Source organism: Candidatus Neomarinimicrobiota bacterium (assembly GCA_034716895.1).
Taxonomy (GTDB): domain Bacteria; phylum Fidelibacterota; class UBA8477; order UBA8477; family JABMPR01; genus JABMPR01.
Window position 1 is genome coordinate 1 of sequence record JAYEKW010000051.1, and the last position, 17,702, is coordinate 17,702.

The following is a 17,702-nucleotide window of genomic DNA, read 5'->3' on the forward strand; positions in this document are numbered from 1 at the left end:
TTGCACGACCCACAGCCACCCGCTGACGCTGACCACCGGAGAGTTCTTTTGGCCGACGGTCCAGATACTCCGTGATACCCAGGATCTCAGATGCATTGGTCACGCGCTCCTTGATCTCAGCTGCAGGGATCTTTTTAAGCTTGAGACCAAAGCCCATGTTGTCATAAACATTCATGTGAGGGTAGAGGGCGTAGTTCTGAAACACCATGGCAATGTCACGGTTCTTGGGTTCTACATCCGTTACCTGCTTTTCTCCAATGAAGATATCACCTGCAGTCGTCTCTTCCAGACCAGCCACCAGTCTGAGCAGGGTTGATTTTCCACAACCGGATGGTCCTACCAGCACCAGGAACTCACCATCATGGATTTCCAGGTTGATGCCGTGCAGAATCTCGGTAGTTCCAAATGATTTACGAATATCTGTGAGCGTTACGTTTGCCATTATTCATCCCTATTTACATAAATATCATTACAAATCGAACGAGTATGCTAAAAACCTGCGAATATAACTTTTAAAGGCATGAATCAAAAATATCAGTTCATACATGTTCATGTTTAATTGAATCTGAGTGTAGCGAAGAGATCGTGCGGGAAGCTCCCGCAGAGCTTTTGAGGACAGGTTTATCTTTCCGACGAGGAAAAAAATGGAAAGAACCAGTAAGTTTGCATTCCTTCAAAAAATATGCGGGCTAGGGTTGTCGGGCAGCCATAGCTAGGGATTTTCCTCAGCAACATCAGGATTGCCCTGATTGAGGCAATCTGGCTCAAGCACTATAATGCTTCCAGTTCAGACCACTAAAGGTCTTTGAGAGGAAGCTGAGATGCAAAAATCTTTTAAAACCCTGATCCTGACCATCATCATTGCCTTAAGCATCTCTTCCATCTTTGCAAAAACTTATGGTGTAAAGGCAGAATTAGGTACGACATCAACTGGACTAGAAATAAATATAATTCAACATGACCAGGAAGAGATCAATGGACGTTTGATCAATGCAGATGGTGCTTATCTGGTGTTTGAGAATCCCCTGGATGAATCAGTTCAAGTCATTCCCCGTACAGAGATTCAAATCCTTGAGACCAATCTAAATGTAAATCTCTTCGCCCTATTAAAGGGGAAAAATAATGAAAAGTTGATTGACGCTATTGAATTGAATGATGGTACCAGGATCGCTTGTATCATTCTTGATGTCGGTACAGAGAATGTACAGTACTTTACGGGTCAAAGCTTGAAACGTCAATTGGTAAATACTCATGATATCTATATGCTGCATCTGGATCAGGATTCAGTCACCATCCCATTTCCCGTCTTAACAGTTAACGAAATGACCATATAATAAGCAGAATTAGATCCTGCGCTTGATTTCCACGTCTGGGATATGAATGGTAAATCGTGTACCCCCGTCATTCACATACTCCAGACTTCCTCCAAGTTGATCCTTCACCAGGGTCGATAGAATAACTGTACTCAAGGAATCGTTAAAGGCATCGAGGGGTAAACCAATTCCGTTGTCTGTGATGGAGACTCTTAATCCCTGTTTAGCTTCATGGGTAAGCACAATATTGATCGATCCGGTTTGCTTATCAGGAAAAGCATATTTATAAGCATTTGTCAAAATTTCATTGATCACCAGTCCCAATGGCACGGCTTGGTCAATGGAAACTATAGCGGTATCGCCACCTATTTCGATGGAAACACGCTCGGATACATTTGTATGGTTTAGCTTTATATAGGTTGAGAGGTGGGTCAAGTAAGCGGTAAAATCAATAGCAGACAGATCATTAGATTCATAGAGTCGATCATGGACCAGGCTCATGGCCGTGATTCGGTCACTTACTTCTTTGAATAATACTTTTGATCGAGGATCTGAGATCTCTCGGGATCTAAGATTGATGATGGCGATGATCACTTGCATATTATTTCTAGTCCGGTGATGGATCTCCCGGAGGAGGGCATTTTTCTCTTTCAATGATCGCTGTAGATCAGTCTCACTCTTTTTTCGCTCCGTAATATCCCGGAATGTTGCCATCCAGGCTTTTTTGTTGCCATAGGTGATGGGTACAGATATGGCTTCAACATCCCGGATACTGCCATCAAGGGTCACATATTTTTCCTCGATCAGTTCATTGGGACGTTCAGAATTGGCAGCATCTTTCAATCTTTCAATGGATTGCTTACGATAGTCTTTATGGATAAAGTTAAAAACATTGGCTCCATAATAATCTTCGCGATTTTCCGCTCCCAGAAACGCCGCAGCAGCCTGATTGGCAGTGATGATAGCTCCATCAATATGGACCACAACAGGATCTGGTGAGTATTCGAAAAGCTTAAGATAGCGTTCCTTGGTTTCTTCGAGTAATGTAATATCTCTGGCACTGCCTACGGTGCCGATAAGTTGGTTCTTATCATCGTAAATGGGGGCTTTATAGATATCCAGAACAAGATTGCTTCCGAAGACATTGCCATATTCTTTAAATTGACAAAGTTTTCCTTCCTCAATAGTAATTCTATCTGAATCAGGACACTTCTCACCAAACGTAAACCACTGTGGATCTTCAGGATGGGCAGCTCGTTCACGATTAACAAAGTACATGACATCTTTATTCAACGGTTCCAGAGTGCTGACAGCATTTAAAAGATTTTTACAGGTCGCAGAATTTGTGAAAATATAGCGATTTTCAAGATCCTTAGCCCAGATCATGTCAGGAACCGTATCAGTCAGCGAGCGTAGCAGAGAATATAATTGTTTAAAATCGGTATGGGATTGTTCCTGATCAAAATAGGGTTTATGTTCTGTTTCCTGGTCTGTCTCAGTCAGGTCACTTTTGGAAATGAACCGGTTCATCCCACGTTGCACCACAGCTTGAAGCAGATCCAGATAATTATCAGAATCGTCTGCAATGAGGAAATCATGGATCGGGAAATTAAGGGCACTAGCCAGAAGCATTTCCGATCTTTGAGGTATAACGATTATAATTGGACAGGCTGGAAGTAGTTCAAAAAATGTAGCGAGGTGTCCACTTCGGGTTTTGTGCTCGAGAAAAATGAATTCAAAGGATTCCAAAAATGATGCATCAATTTTATGAGAAGATTTTTTGAAATGGACGTCATAAGCTTCTAACACTTGCCCAATTTTATTTTGAGAAGAGCCTTTAGAAAAGAGAGTGTCCCCATAAAATAGAATTTGACGCGATGCTTCGTGCATGATCATTATCCTCGTTTCACTATCTAAAAGGTGTAATACTGCAATGAATTATCAATATTATCATAAGGAAACATAACCTGTAGCTCATAAAAGAGAAACAATTATTGTGACTATTTTGTGATGGAACGTTTATTGCTTGAGCAGGGATGTATTCTAGGATTGAATTTGTTGAATTCAAACCGGATCAGCTCGAGAGAGTTGTAAGCGTATATAAACTTGGATGAGGATAGTTTATAACTTTTATTCACCCTGTAAAGGACAGTGTTTGTTTGTGTATGAAAATAGATCAATAATTATCATAAATCTTGGAGAAATTAAATGACACACAGAAAATCTTGGGCTGAACCCTGGAAAATTAAAATGGTCGAACATCTGACCATGACTTCCCGAAATGATCGTATCAAAGCCATTGAAGAAGCCGGTTACAACACTTTTTTATTGAGGTCTGATGACGTTTATATCGATCTTTTAACTGATAGTGGCACAAATGCTATGAGTGATCGGCAATGGGCTGGCATGATGCTTGGTGACGAGTCGTATGCTGGCAGCAGAAATTTTTATCATCTTGAACAGACTATCCAGGAATACTATTCCTATAAATATGTCATTCCCACCCACCAGGGACGCGGGGCAGAGCACATATTGTCTCAGATACTGATCAAGGATGGCGATTTCATTCCCGGGAATATGTATTTCACTACAACCCGACTACATCAGGAGATGGCAGGTGGAACCTTTGTTGATGTGATCATAGATGACGCTCATGATACTGAAAGCGATCATCCATTTAAGGGTAATGTCGATCTGCAAAAATTAACAGATCTGATAGAAAAGGTCGGTGCTGAAAATATTCCATACGTGTGTATTGCCACAGCTGTCAATATGGCAGGCGGGCAACCAATTGCTTTGGAAAATATTAAAGCTTTGCGCGAGCTGACCAATAAGCATGGTATTGACATTGTACATGATATGACCCGTGTTGCTGAGAACGCCTGGTACATAAAAGAACGTGAAGCTGGTTATGCCGATAGAAGTGTTAGAGAGATCGTTTTTGAGATCTGCGCCCTGACTGATCATGCCACCATGAGTGCTAAAAAGGATCCACTGGTCAATATTGGTGGGTTTTTGGCGACCAATGATGAAGAAGCCTATCGCCAGGCACAAAATATGGTTGTGGTCTTTGAGGGCCTTCATACCTATGGAGGCATGGCAGGTCGGGACATGGAGGCTTTAGCCATTGGTATTACTGAATCAGTCCAGGATGATCACATGCGTTCAAGAGTGGGGCAGACCCAATACCTGGGCAAAAAGCTGATGGAATTCGGGGTTCCCATTGTGAAACCCATTGGTAGCCATGGTGTTTTTCTAGATGCCAAGAAATTTCTGCCGCATCTCACTCAGGATGTTTTTCCAGCCCAGACTCTGGCTGCAGAGATCTACATCGAGAGCGGTGTTCGCAGTATGGAGCGTGGGATTGTTTCCGCTGGTCGTAATAAGGAAACAGGTGATCACAATCGTCCTAATCTGGAGCTGGTACGGCTCACACTGCCACGTCGGGTCTATACTCAGGCTCACATGGATGTGGTCGCTGAGTCCATAGCCGATGTATATGATCGTCGAAATGAGATCACTGGTTTACAATTCACCTATGAGCCGGAATATTTGAGATTTTTCCAGGCCAGGTTTGAACCAATATCATAGAATAAGACACATCGATTAAAAAATGAAGCCGCTCGTGTTATAGCACGGGCGGCTTCATTTAAATTAATTTCCCTTAATATCCGACTGATTAGTTAGTGTTCGTCTATAAACTCTTTTTCTACAACGAAGCAAACGAAATGCATGAAGGTATTAATGCTTTTTCGTAGCATTCGTCAAATTCATTATGGAAAGCTGTAGGTGCATCTGCTTCGCACCTAATACCATTTATACTTCAAACTGCGCGTTATCTTCTTCATCTTTTACAGTTCTGCTTCACTTAAAATTATAACCATAGCTACCGCTATGCGTAAAATTTTAAGCTTACAGAACAGTAAAATATTTTGAACCTATGCGCGCCCTCTGAAGTACAAATGGTATAATTTATGGACAGACAATAATTAAAGGAATTCATGCGACCTGTGGAATTCCCCGTATTTTTCAAAGTATCGCCTTGAAATCATAACACGACTTGCTATTATACATGCTGTATGAAATTAATTCTATTCATCGATCGAGATAGTTCTCTGGCCAGAAGTGTGAGAAGTCTTGCTCATATCCTGGATATTCCATTTGATCTGGTTACCCGGAAAAATGATGTTCGGCGCTTTGTCGCAACTGGAAATGTCGGGATGATATTCGCCAATACGGAGATAACTACTATCCGCTATGATGATATGGTCATGGAAATAGATGCTATCCTGAAGCGAAATCGTCATCCGGAGATACCGACCTATTATATTTGTGACGATTCACCCTTCGCTGGTGAAAATATGCCCAAGGATGTGCCAGGCAGTTATTTAATCAAACGCAGTTCCAGCCTGGAGAACATATATTCCACTATCGAGAAAACGCTTTTGTCGGATCATGAGATCGAGCAATCAGGAGGGTTTATCCTCTATACTGAAGAGCATACAGAGTTTATTAATTCGTACGAACGAATTTTGATCAATCTATCCAGAATCGCAGAGAAGATCATAAACTGATGAATATCCCACTTGCAGAGGGACAACTATCCCTTTCAGTATTGAAAAATGGTGAATTCATTTTAGGAGGGATCACCCAGGGTTCCGCCAGTTCAGCTGAAATTTATAAAGTCCTCGAGAACAAAGGGTATAAACACGGTTTACTTCCAGACAATATTCAAAAGCTTGCCCAGGGGTATCAAGGACAACTTCCAGTCGCCACCAGCAAGATCAGGGTTGAACTGGTTAAGTATAAAGTTGACTTTTCATCTGAATTGGAAGTTGAGGGTGTTGATCCATACAAATTATTAACCAGTTTACATAATCAGGAGCTGTCAGGAATGGTAATGGAGGGTGATCGTTTGTTAACACTGACATCCTCTTCGAAACGCATTCGTCTTAGACCTGATGGAACTCAAGATGTTTTGAGTGATGCCGGGAAGACAGAAATTCATCACTTTTGTGGTGTGAATGTCATGCCCAATTCGGTGGGAAATGTAATCACTGCTTCCGTTGATGGGGTCGCCCAGATCACAACCCGGGGGAAAGTATCCGTATATCCATTTGAACAGTACGACAGCATTGGGAAACTTCACGGAAATATTGATTCAGAACACGCCCTGTTGGTTCATGGTGATATTAGTGGAGGGGCGAACATTTCCAGCCCGGCCACTCTCATCGTCAGAGGGTTGATCAGATCTGCAACCATTCGGTGTGGAGGTGATCTTGATTGTCAGCAGGGACTTGATAACCTCCTGCAAGGTGATGAGGGTGATATCAAGGCGGAGCAGAACATCCATACGCCCATTGTTAAGAATTTCCGAGTTTGGGTAGGTTCAAAATTGATTGTCTCGCGGATCATAGATCATGCGAATATAACTGTGATGGATACTTTGGTATGTCCTCGAATTGCTGATTCTACAATTGCAGTTGGCAATAAGTTGATTTCCTACAACATCGTTAGGGACTGTGTGATAAAATTTGGTCCCGATGCTGTTGAAGATCCGTTCATCACAAAATTTAAGCAGACTCACCTGTCACACAGCAGAAAACACCATGATAAGCACCTCGCCCTTGAAAGTCAGAAAGCACATCTTGAACAATTACGTCAAAAAAGCATGCTGATCCTGCAACGACTAAAAAGTGAAGGTCAAAGTAATACCATGGTGGGAAATGTCCTTAAACGCTATATAACCACCATGCAGGAAAACTTCGGAATATTTAAAAACGGTTACAAAGACTTGACCAATATTGAGAAAACGGTCAAACAGGAACGAGCTGAACTGGCTTACAATACCAGCTTGATCGATTCTTTTAGCGAACCCTGTCTCACTGTTGTCGGGAAGCTAGAGGCAGGCACTCGCCTAATTGGACCTGCTGACAGCAGGATTCTTGACAGATCCATGTCAAGTGTGACTGTTACGTTGGATCCTGAAACAAGAAAGCTGGTATTTAATCCTTTAAAAAAACACGGAGCATAGGCAGATCATGGCTGAGAAAACAAAGTTATGGTACTTACAGGATTTCAATGTTCTGTCCGGCATGGATGCAGTTGTAGCAACCGGGTACTCAATGAAATAGCGCAGATCGGCGCTGACTTTCCAGCCATCCTATTCAAGATCATCAACATTTCAGATCTGCAGCAAAGCAAACGTTCACCGGGGGGGATTACGCCTTCCATTTGGGTTAACGGAAATTTGTGGTTTCAGGGAAATTTTTGTGCGAATAGATTTCAGGCAAAGCTGGGTTTATTAACAATTCCTGACTGACCAACACTTGCGTATGTGTCTTCACGATAACGCTGATCTTTGGTAATAAGGTCATCGTTTTGGATAGAGATGGAAAATTCCTATCACTGATCTGTTTCAGGCTTAGATTAAGGTTTGATCAGACTGGAAGTCTTTGATTTTGTCATAGAGAACAGGGGTTGTGTTTATGCTGGGAATTATTGGAGGCACTGGATTATATAATGTGGAATGGCTTGATGTGCTCGAAACAAGATCGATTAAGACTCCTTTTGGAAAACCATCGGCAGATCTGATATTTGGACGGATTGGCGATACTGATCTGGTCTTTTTGCCACGTCACGGTCGCCGGCACGAATTTTTACCCTCAGAGATTAACTATCGGGCAAATATCTGGGCTTTTAAATCAGTTGGAGTCAAGCGGGTCATCTCTTTTTCAGCCACAGGCAGCCTACGCGAGGAGATCAAGCCCGGTGAGTTTGTACTACCAGATCAATATTTCGACTTTGTGAGAGGTGATCGGGAAAAAACTTTTTTTGGTCATGGTCTGGTGGCTCATATATCATCTGCCGAACCAGTTTGTAACACACTGCGCCAACAGATCGCTGATTCAGGGAACCAGCTCGGACTTATGATCCATACTGGAAAAACCTATGGCTGTGTAGATGGACCGAGACTGGGTACACGGGCTGAAAGTTTTTTTCTTAGAGGTGCCGCCGGTTGCGATCTGGTGGGTATGACCAATATTCCAGAAGTCTTTCTGGCTCGGGAAGCTCAGATGTGTTACGCAACCATAGCGATTCCAACTGACTATGATTGCTGGATGGATGATCCTGGGGAGTATGTCACCGTAAAGCAATTGCTCAGACGTTATGGTGAAAGTCTTGAAAGTGCACACACATTGCTGCGACATTTCATCGAATATCATGACCATAATCTTTCTTGCACTTGCCACAAGGCGCTTGAGGATGCAATGATGTTCGATCCGCTTCAACTTGAGGGTGAATCAAGAAAAATGATGGATGTTTTACTCAAATAATGAGATATCTACTTCCTACAATTGATAGTAAACAGATGGTTGAGGTCGATCGCTTGATGATCAAGGAATTCCGGATATCGTTACTACAGATGATGGAACATGCCGGTCGGCATTTAGCGCGTCTGATTATCCATTCCGGGAGTCACCCACATTTCGGAAGATCAGGGGTAAAGAATTTGAATCACTGGCTATTAAACTGGCGGCAGATAGTCGCACGAAGCCAATGTCCGTCATCCCGAGCGGAGTCGAGGAATATTAGCCTCTCGAGGAGAATATTCGAAAACAGAATATTGCGACGAACATCAGCTGGGGTAATATCTAAACTTAAAGGCTACAGACCATGGTTCAGGGGAGTGGTTATCCTGATAGCTGGCTTAATGAGCCTGGAAGCGGTAGGTCAGGTTAAACCGAGTCGGCAAGAACTGCTTCGAGGAGCCATCGGTGTAGGGCTTGCAGTCGGTATCGAATTGTACGCGAAAGATCATTTCATGCCCATGGAACCCCGGTTCAGTGCTCCCAATCGTCTGGATACTCAGCTTCGAAACAAGCTTTACTGGGGACAATCTCGTCAGAACCAAGCCAGGGTATGGAGTGACCGTTTGATCTATGGCGTATCACTTTCCAGCCTGGTTTGGGGACCAGTTGCTGCCCAGAAGACCGAATTGGCTGCTCTCATCAATATGGAAGTGTTTGCCATCAACAGCATGATCACAAACCTGGCTAAGATTACGACTGCCAGAGAACGCCCCTACCATTATTTTGGTACCAGTCAACCCAGGGGGGCGGTGGATTATGCCTCATTTTTCAGTGGTCACAGCAGTATTGCCTTTTCCCAGGCTGTGACCAATGCCATGCTGCTCAGTGATTCATATCCGGAAAGGAGCGGGTTGATCTGGTCCAGTCTTATTTCAGCAGCAGGACTAACGGCTTATTTGCGGGTTGCCGGTGATATGCATTACTGTTCTGACATTGTCATCGGAGGAGTGGCTGGTTCCCTGATTGCCTGGAGTATTACCCGCTATGAATTGGCGCGTTTTGATGAATCTCCTGCAAATACCGCTAATTTTAGAATATTCTTTAAAATGCCTTTGGGCTAGCCAAACAATTTTGTATTATAAAGCACAATCGGAAAAATATAGGAGTCGAATAGTATGACTGAAAAGTTACCTGGAAAAAGTAATCAACAATCCTGGATGGCCATTGGTGTTATCATCATTGGAGCCATTTTCCTGTTACAAAGTCTTGACGTCATGCATCTTGGCGGTTTTGTCGGGAAATGGTGGCCGTTGATATTGATCATTGCTGGATTTTCGAAGATTAGAAATGATGATCGTCGGAATGGGGCTATACTTTTCATCATCGGTTTAATCCTTTTATCTGCCACGATGGATATTATTAATTGGGGGAGTATCTTCAAGTTGTGGCCACTGGCAATTCTGTATGTTGGTGTCTCTATGCTCCTGAAATCTCAGGGAAAACCAGGACTCACATTTTCGGGGATATCTCATAGTGACAACGAATTTGTGCAGGCTTCTGCCATTTTCGGTGGCGTGGAAAAGGCTGTGCAGTCAGACAATTTTAAGGGCGCCAATATCACGGCTCTTTTTGGTGGTGTTGATCTGGACCTGCGTAAAGCCAAAGCAGTTGAGACTGGCTGTATCATTAATGCTACAGCCCTCTTTGGTGGTACCGAGATCATTGTCCCCGAGAATTGGAATGTGATCATTTCCGGGACCCCAATTTTTGGGAGTATTGAGGATAAAACCAAGGGAAGTAGTGAGAGTTCCATCAATGTGACTCTGAATTGCACCGTTGCTTTCGGGGGTCTGGAGATAAAGACCTGAACCATTAATTGGCGTAAAACTGATTTCTTGCAGAGGTCATCCAATTTGGATGACCTCTTTCAATTGGTACATTATTGACAAAGTATTCCAGACCTCAAGTGTCTGTAGAACATACCAAGGCTCCCTCAATATCCGTAGAACATACCAAGTACCCCGAGCGTCCATGGAACGGATAGAGGAGTAATTGAAACAACAATCCAATCAATTCACGGAAACTCTGTAAATCCCTTTGGTGGCCTTGGATGCCCGTTTATATTGGCGTGCTTTTTTATACTGCAAATGTTGAAACATCTGTTAGGATAGCCACGGCATCGTTCGCTCAGCCCAGGCGTAATTGAGGCGGGAGACAGAAGAACAGAGCCTGGAAAATATTGAATAGAGGAATCGACCTGCTTAAACGCATCGAGGTGGTTGTGGCTGTCTTGGAGATTCCGAATAACGCCCCTGTAGCTCAGCAGGATAGAGCAACGCTTTCCTAAAGCGTAGGCCAGGTGTTCGAATCACCTCAGGGGTACATGAAGCCCTGGCTGAACTTGCAGGGAAGATATTGATAATAGTAATTGTGAAGGGATCTAATATCCAATGTTAACACCAAAAAAGAAATTTACCAAAAAAGAATTAAAACACGATCCATTATTAGACTCACTTGAAAAAGGAAAAGAGATCTACGAGGAATACAATAAGCAGATCATTACAGGAGTTGTAGCGCTGACCGTTATCCTGTTGTTGGCCTGGGGATGGATGAATAGTCGTGAAACTGCAAAAAATACAGCCATGTTGGAAAATACAAAAGTAACGCTGGCAGCGAGCCAAGATCTTGATGATAACGTCATGGCTGAGTTGGAAAGAGTCGTAACTGAATATGGCAACAATTCCAATACTAATCAGGCCACCTTCCAATTGGCCATTGCCCGGATGGACAGAGGTGATCATGCTGGTGCCAGAGACTTGTTTACGCAATTGACCAAAAGTTCTGACAAGCAGACAAAGATCGCCGGAATGCTAAAATTGGCGTACCTGAACGAAAGAGGAAAGAATTTCAGTGATGCTGCAATACTCTATGGCCAGGTGGCTGAGATGGATGCCGGAACAGTTTCCCGCTATGCAAAACTTCAGTCGGGATATACCTATCTGGCTGCCGGTGATGCACAACAGGCCGGGGTTGTGGTTTCCGCTCTGCTGGATGAAGAACCAACCGGAAAATTTAAAGAGTATGTCAAATATTTAGAAGGCGAAGTGCTGGAGAAATAATTGCAATTATTGGACTTGCAAACAGTGCCGCCCCCGAATACATTCCGCCCGCAAAGTGGGTTGATGAACCCACTTTGTTTTTTTGTAAAAGGATTTGTTAGAGGTATGAAGAGACAAAGTGAATTGGGACAATGAAGAATTAAGAGCTGGAATAGAGCATTGCTTCGGAGATGCTGAAGATATTTTCCTGGTTGATGTAAAAATGAATACATCACGCCGGGGGCATCAGCTGATCGTGAAGTGTGATAGTGATTCCGGTATTACCATTGACCAATTGGCGCGTGTCAATCGATCCATCCATCAAAATTTAACACTCCCCGGCCTGGATATTGAGCAGGTTTCTGTTGAAGTTACGTCTCCCGGTGCAAATTATCCTGTTAGAGCTGCTCGCCATTTTCGTCGATTGGTCGGGCATCCCATAAATATCGAACACCGGTCTGAAACGGTGCAAAATCCCCTGGAAGGCGAGATCATTTCGGCCACGGCTGATACTCTGATCATCAAAGTTGATGATGAGGAAGTGTCTTTGAGCCTGGCAGATGTCGTTCAGGGCAAAGTGAAAATGCGTTGGTAAAAGGAGGATTGACCCCTTGATTAGTAAAATTATTATAGAATCATTTATACAGCTTGCCAAAGAGAAGGATATTGACCGCAAGGAGTTGGCTGATATCATTAAAGAGATCTTTGAGGCCTTGATCCAGAAGAAATATGGCAATGTTGACAATTTCGATGTGATCGTCAATATGGATAAGGGTGAGATAGAGATCTATCAGGAAAAAGAAGTCGTTGAGGTTGTGGATGACCCTGATTTTGAGGTGGATCTTAAAACTGCCCAGGAAATTGCTCCTGATCTAGAAATTGGTGATCCCTTTATCGATGTGGTCGATCCGGAAACCTTTGGTCGTCGCCTGATTACCTTTGCCCGTCATGTCATGGCTCAAAAAATCCAGGAATTTGAACGAGATCAGATCTATCGTGATTATTCCAGTCGGGTGGGGGAGATCATCATTGGTGAGATCCATCAGATCCGCAGAGATGCTCTTTTTGTAAATATCGATAAAGCCGAGCTCAAAATGCCTCGTGAGGAACAGATATACAGCGAGCGTTACCGTCGTGGTGACAGTGTGCGGGCTATCATTAAAGAGGTTCGTTCAGAAAAACGCGGTCCGGATATTATAATTTCACGAGCAGATCCGGCTTTTTTGGAAAAGTTGTTCAATAACGAAGTGCCTGAGATCGAAGATGGTATTATTGATATTAGAACCCTGCAACGAGAGCCTGGCGATCGTACCAAGATCATTGTTGAATCCCATGATAAACGAATTGATGCTGTTGGTGCCTGTGTGGGAATGAAGGGTAGTCGAATTCAAGTTATCGTACGCGAATTAAATGGCGAGAAGATCGATATTATTAACTATACATCTGAGCCCCAATTACTGGTGACCCGTGCCCTGTCACCGGCCAAACCATATCGGGTTAAGATCGATTATGAAAAACAAAGAGCTCTGGCTCTTTTTGAAGATGAAGATATTTCAATTGCCATTGGAAAAAATGGTCAGAATGTCCGTTTGGCTTCCAAGGTCACTGGATTTGAGATCGATGCCAAGTCCCGTAGTGAAGTTGAGGAGCCGGTAGAGGTTGAGGTATTTTTAGAAGAAGTTGACGGTTTACCTAAAAGAGTGGTTGCAATCCTCTCTGAAAACGGGATCGATACTGTAAATGAAATAGTTAACACCACCAGAGAGACCTTACTTACTTTGAAGGGGCTGGGTGAAAAATCGCTTGATGATTTCATGACAGCACTGATGGAAAAAGTAGAGGTCAAAGTTGAAGTGATCGAAGAAGTGATTGAAATTGACAGTGAATCTGCGGGTGATGAATAAACGATCTGCCATTGATATGAACCGGTGGGAGTGTGCTTTTCTACAGAGCAGGTGGTTCTGTATGAGGAATGATGAGGAAAGAGGAAAGATTGAGTAAACCTAAACGAATATATCAAATTGCGAAACAGATCAATATATCCCATCAGGAGATAGTCAGTTTTCTGAAAGATCAGGGGTTTGATGTGGCGAATCATATGAGTCCCGTAGATGAGGACACTTACGATGTCATCATGAAAAATTTCGCAACTGATCTGTATCAGATCGAACAGGATCAGAAGGAACTTGATCGTAAAGCCTTGGAAGATCAGCGTCGTCTGGAAGAAGAAGAGCGCATTCGCAAAGCCGAAGAAGAACGCAATACACGCGAAAGTGAGGAACGTCAACGACGCGAGGCCGAAGAACAGCGCCGCTTGGAAATTGAAGATGCAAAACGTCGTACAGAGCAAGAGCGCATTGATGCTATCGAACGAGCGAAACGCGAAAAGATCGAAGAAGAGTCTCGCAAACTTGCTGAAGCGCAGGCTGAGAAAGAGCGGTCTGATCTTGATAAATTGAAGGCTGCCAAGAAAGCAGCGAAACCAACCATCCTTCGACCAGGTGAAGATAAAGCTGCAAAACCAAAAGAATCCACTGCGGACAAGATCATTGCTAAAAAGATTGAACGAAAGATCAAACATGTTGTAAAAACTGGGATACCCACCAAAGGTAGACCAGTACGCGGTAAAAAACGTCGGACCTTTGACCAGAAAGAGGTGGATGCTTCGATCAAGAAGGTCATGACTTCCATGGATACGACCAGGAAGCGGAAACGTCGTCGGGACGGGAAGCAGGAAGAATCTGTTGAGGATACCGTCTATCGCGTCTCTGAATTTGTATCTGTGCATGATTTTGCTGATCTGATCGAGATTGATGTTGCTGATATCATCAGTAAATGTATGGATATGGGGATGATGGTAACCATCAATCAACGGATCGATAAAGACACCATTGAGCTATTGGCTGAAGAATTCGAGGTTAAGGTTGATCTGGAAGATGAAACAGCCACCGCTATGAAAGCGGAAGAAGCCCAGGAAGAGTTGGACGAATCTGAGCTTGAATCACGCCCCCCTGTGGTGACCATCATGGGTCACGTTGATCATGGTAAAACATCTTTGCTGGATCATATCCGTGAAGCAAACGTCATAGCCGGAGAAGCTGGAGGTATTACCCAGCATATCGGAGCCTATGCAGTATCGGTTGGTGATGGTAAAACGATTACATTTTTAGATACACCTGGTCACGAAGCTTTCACAGCCATGCGTGCCCGAGGAGCCCAGGTCACCGATATTGTTGTGATCATAGTAGCTGCTGATGATGCAGTGATGCCTCAGACTATTGAAGCCATTGACCATGCCAAGGCTGGTGGCGTTCCCATTATTTTTGCCATTAATAAGATCGATAAGATTGGAGCCGATGCTGAGCGCGTGCGTCGAGAACTTTCTGAGCGTAATATGCTGGTGGAGAGTTGGGGTGGTAAAATTCCTGATGTAGAGATCTCTGCAAAAAATGGAACCAATGTGGATGAACTTCTGGACACTATCGTTCTTGAATCTGAAATGCTGGATCTTAAAGCCAAACCCACTGGGAAAGCCCGGGGTATTGTGGTTGAATCACGTCTGGATAAAGGGATTGGTGCTGTTGCTACCGTCCTGATCAACCGCGGCGAAATTAAAGTTGGTGATTCCTTTGTCTGTGGCGATTTCTCAGGTCGTGTTCGAGCTTTAAAAGATGATCACGGATCACGCTTGAAAACTGCCGGCCCATCAGCGCCGGTGGAGATTCTCGGTTTTAGTGATGTACCCAAAGCAGGTGATAATCTGGTTGTCATGAAAAATGATAAAGAAGCCCGTGAGGTCAGTTCTCAAAGACAACTGGTCCGTCGGGAACAGGATTTTAAACGGATGCGCCATATGACCCTGGATGAGATCTCTCGTCAGATATCAGAAGGTAAGGTCAAAGAAGTACCCCTGTTGGTGAAGGGTGATGTGGATGGGTCAATTGAAGCTCTGGCAGATTCATTTATGAAAATGTCTACCAAAGAAGTAGCCGTGCGTATTGTTCACCGAGGTATCGGTATGATCAAGGAATCCGATATACTGTTGGCGGCCGCATCTAAAGCAATTATCGTTGGGTTTAATGTTACCATTGACGCAAATGCCCGCCTACTGGCCAGGAGCGAAGATGTGGAAGTGCGTTACTATGATGTGATCTATGCTGCTGTTGATGATGTTTATCAAGCTCTGGAAGGCCTACTCGAGCCTGACGTGGTTGAAAATGAGATCGGGAAAGCTGAAGTAACTGACCTGTTCAAGATTCCCAGGATCGGTGTTATTGCCGGATCCATGGTGATCTCCGGAGTGGCAAGACGTTCTGCGAAGGTGCGTCTCGTGCGGGATGGTGTGGTCAAATTCAATGGCGAGTTGAATGCTTTGAAGCGCTTCAAAGATGAGGCGAAAGAAGTTATTGAAGGTAACGAATGTGGTATTTCGCTGAAGGATTACAGCAAGATCCGGGTGGGGGATATCATCGAGTTCTACACAGAAGAGATTATTAAACGCAAATTGGATTCAAGTCCAAAAAAATAAATAGTCGGATCGAAGTAGTCAGGAAATGGGAATTGCAAGACAAGAACGAGTGGCTGAGGCTGTGAGAGCCGCCGTGGCTGATTTCCTGATACAGAACCTGGCAAATGAGACTCCCGGGTTTATCTCTGTTTCCAAAGCGAAAATGGCACCTGATCTCAAACTGGCCTATGTTTACTTCACCATATATGGTAATGAAGAGGATGTGGCATTTAGTTTTAAAATCCTGGAAAAACACCAGGGACGCATCAGGTATCATGTGGGACGGGAAGTGCCTCTGAAGTATGTTCCAGAACTTAAATTCTTCATTGATGATACTTTGGATTACACTGACAGAATGAATCGGGTCATGAAGGATATATGATCAGTACTGAACATATATTCAATATCAATAAGCCCATGGATTGGACCAGCTTTGATGTGGTTCGGAAGATTCGATATGCTACCAGTATCAAAAAGGTGGGACATGCCGGAACCCTGGATCCATTTGCAACAGGTGTCCTGATCGTATTAACCGGCAAGAATACCAAACGCCAAAACGAATTTATGGATATGCCCAAGACCTATGAAGCCGAGATCAAACTGGGCCATCTCATGGATACCGGTGATCGAACCGGAAAGATCATTGAAACTGGATCAGTGCCTGAGCTCACAACAACTTCCATTGTGGATGTGTTGGAAATATTTCAGGGTGAGATTCAACAGATCCCGCCTATGTATTCAGCCAAGAAGGTAAATGGTAAGACATTATACAAGTTGGCACGTAAGGGACAAACCGTTGAGCGTCAGCCCTCTACAGTGATGATCTATAGTATTGAATTGTTATCCTATCAGGACAATACCATGAATTTGAAAGTGCAGTGTGGAAGGGGCACCTACATCAGGGTTTTGGCTGAAGATATTGCCCGTGAACTCGGCACAGTGGCTTATGTAGAAGAATTGAAGAGAACCGCGATAGGGGACTATCGCATAGAGGATGCGTTAAGCATACCAGAGTTTATTGAAAATTGGAAATCATCCGCTGCCTGAAAGACCTGCCTGATCTTAGTGGTTGTGTAGCGACCATTGGGAGTTTTGACGGTATTCACCGGGGGCATCAGGCTCTGATCGGCAAGTGCATCACTGAGGCAAACACCCGTAAGCTTCCCTCTGTGATTATTACCTTTCATCCCCATCCTCAGCAACTTTTGAGAGAGTCTGATCGTCAACCGATCCGGCTACTCACCGGGATCGAGGAAAGGACTTTCTTGATCGAGAAGACTGCACCAGTTGATATCATGCTGGTTCTGGATTTTAATCAGGGTTTTTCCAGCATGACCGCAGATGAATTTGCCAGAACAGTGCTTGAAGAAGCCCTTGGCGTTCAGCATGTTGTTGTGGGTTATGATCATCGTTTTGGTCACCAGCGTGAGGGTGATGCTGATTGGCTAAAGCAGCGTGGACAGCTTAATGG

Annotated in this window: 16 protein-coding genes and 1 tRNA gene; 15 read left to right on the forward strand and 2 right to left on the reverse strand. The window is 43.8% G+C overall.

The annotated features are described in order from the left end of the window. Positions 1–442: ATP-binding cassette domain-containing protein (locus U9Q77_03585; protein ID MEA3286444.1), on the reverse strand; the 442-nt coding region annotated here is incomplete at its 3' end. A gap of 379 nt (positions 443–821) precedes the next feature. On the opposite strand from U9Q77_03585, the gene U9Q77_03590 reads away from it, so the two are divergent. Next, positions 822–1,334, forward strand: a complete 513-nt coding sequence (locus tag U9Q77_03590) for a hypothetical protein (protein ID MEA3286445.1) — start codon at positions 822–824, stop codon at positions 1,332–1,334. Between the two features lie 9 nt (positions 1,335–1,343). On the opposite strand, the gene U9Q77_03595 is transcribed toward U9Q77_03590, so the two are convergent. Next, on the reverse strand, positions 1,344–2,945 hold the full coding sequence (locus tag U9Q77_03595; GenBank protein ID MEA3286446.1) for a PAS domain S-box protein: 1,602 nt from the start codon (positions 2,943–2,945) through the stop codon (positions 1,344–1,346). Between the two features lie 576 nt (positions 2,946–3,521). On the opposite strand from U9Q77_03595, the gene U9Q77_03600 reads away from it, so the two are divergent. From U9Q77_03600 to U9Q77_03665, 14 genes are all read left to right on the forward strand, one after another. Beyond that, positions 3,522–4,904 carry a tyrosine phenol-lyase gene (locus U9Q77_03600; GenBank protein MEA3286447.1) on the forward strand — a complete coding sequence of 461 codons (1,383 nt, stop codon included), beginning with the start codon at positions 3,522–3,524 and terminating at the stop codon, positions 4,902–4,904. A gap of 488 nt (positions 4,905–5,392) precedes the next feature. Then, the gene (locus tag U9Q77_03605; GenBank protein ID MEA3286448.1) at positions 5,393–5,887 is read left to right on the forward strand and encodes a hypothetical protein; all 495 of its coding nucleotides are present in this window, start codon (positions 5,393–5,395) and stop codon (positions 5,885–5,887) included. Beyond that, positions 5,887–7,347: a FapA family protein gene (locus U9Q77_03610; protein ID MEA3286449.1), complete on the forward strand. Its 1,461-nt coding sequence runs from the start codon at positions 5,887–5,889 to the stop codon at positions 7,345–7,347. The genes U9Q77_03605 and U9Q77_03610 overlap by 1 nt, the downstream gene beginning before the upstream one ends. Before the next feature lie 454 nt (positions 7,348–7,801). Then, a complete protein-coding gene (gene mtnP, locus U9Q77_03615) occupies positions 7,802–8,650 on the forward strand; it encodes an S-methyl-5'-thioadenosine phosphorylase (protein MEA3286450.1) in 849 nt (282 codons plus the stop codon). Beyond that, entirely contained in the window at positions 8,650–9,747 is a 1,098-nt protein-coding gene (locus tag U9Q77_03620; protein MEA3286451.1) for a phosphatase PAP2 family protein, read from the forward strand. The genes mtnP and U9Q77_03620 overlap by 1 nt, the downstream gene beginning before the upstream one ends. Positions 9,748–9,801: 54 nt before the next feature. After that, positions 9,802–10,494 (forward strand): DUF5668 domain-containing protein, encoded by a 693-nt coding sequence (locus tag U9Q77_03625; protein ID MEA3286452.1) that lies wholly within the window; start codon positions 9,802–9,804, stop codon positions 10,492–10,494. Positions 10,495–10,934: 440 nt separating this feature from the next. Next, positions 10,935–11,008: transfer RNA gene (locus U9Q77_03630), tRNA-Arg, on the forward strand. A 68-nt stretch (positions 11,009–11,076) separates the two neighbouring features. Beyond that, positions 11,077–11,745 (forward strand): tetratricopeptide repeat protein, encoded by a 669-nt coding sequence (locus U9Q77_03635; protein ID MEA3286453.1) that lies wholly within the window; start codon positions 11,077–11,079, stop codon positions 11,743–11,745. A gap of 118 nt (positions 11,746–11,863) precedes the next feature. Further along, complete coding sequence (locus tag U9Q77_03640; GenBank protein MEA3286454.1) at positions 11,864–12,319, forward strand: hypothetical protein; 456 nt, start codon at positions 11,864–11,866, stop codon at positions 12,317–12,319. A gap of 16 nt (positions 12,320–12,335) precedes the next feature. Next, positions 12,336–13,628, forward strand: a complete 1,293-nt coding sequence (nusA, locus tag U9Q77_03645; GenBank protein ID MEA3286455.1) for a transcription termination factor NusA — start codon at positions 12,336–12,338, stop codon at positions 13,626–13,628. Between the two features lie 89 nt (positions 13,629–13,717). Next, positions 13,718–16,252 (forward strand): translation initiation factor IF-2, encoded by a 2,535-nt coding sequence (infB, locus tag U9Q77_03650; protein MEA3286456.1) that lies wholly within the window; start codon positions 13,718–13,720, stop codon positions 16,250–16,252. A gap of 25 nt (positions 16,253–16,277) precedes the next feature. Further along, positions 16,278–16,613, forward strand: coding sequence for a 30S ribosome-binding factor RbfA (gene rbfA, locus U9Q77_03655; GenBank protein ID MEA3286457.1), 336 nt, complete (start codon positions 16,278–16,280; stop codon positions 16,611–16,613). Beyond that, on the forward strand, positions 16,610–17,278 hold the full coding sequence (gene truB, locus U9Q77_03660) for a tRNA pseudouridine(55) synthase TruB (GenBank protein ID MEA3286458.1): 669 nt from the start codon (positions 16,610–16,612) through the stop codon (positions 17,276–17,278). The genes rbfA and truB overlap by 4 nt, the downstream gene beginning before the upstream one ends. Further along, a partial coding sequence (locus tag U9Q77_03665) for a hypothetical protein (protein MEA3286459.1) occupies positions 17,257–17,702 on the forward strand: 446 nt, incomplete at its 3' end. The genes truB and U9Q77_03665, both read left to right, overlap by 22 nt.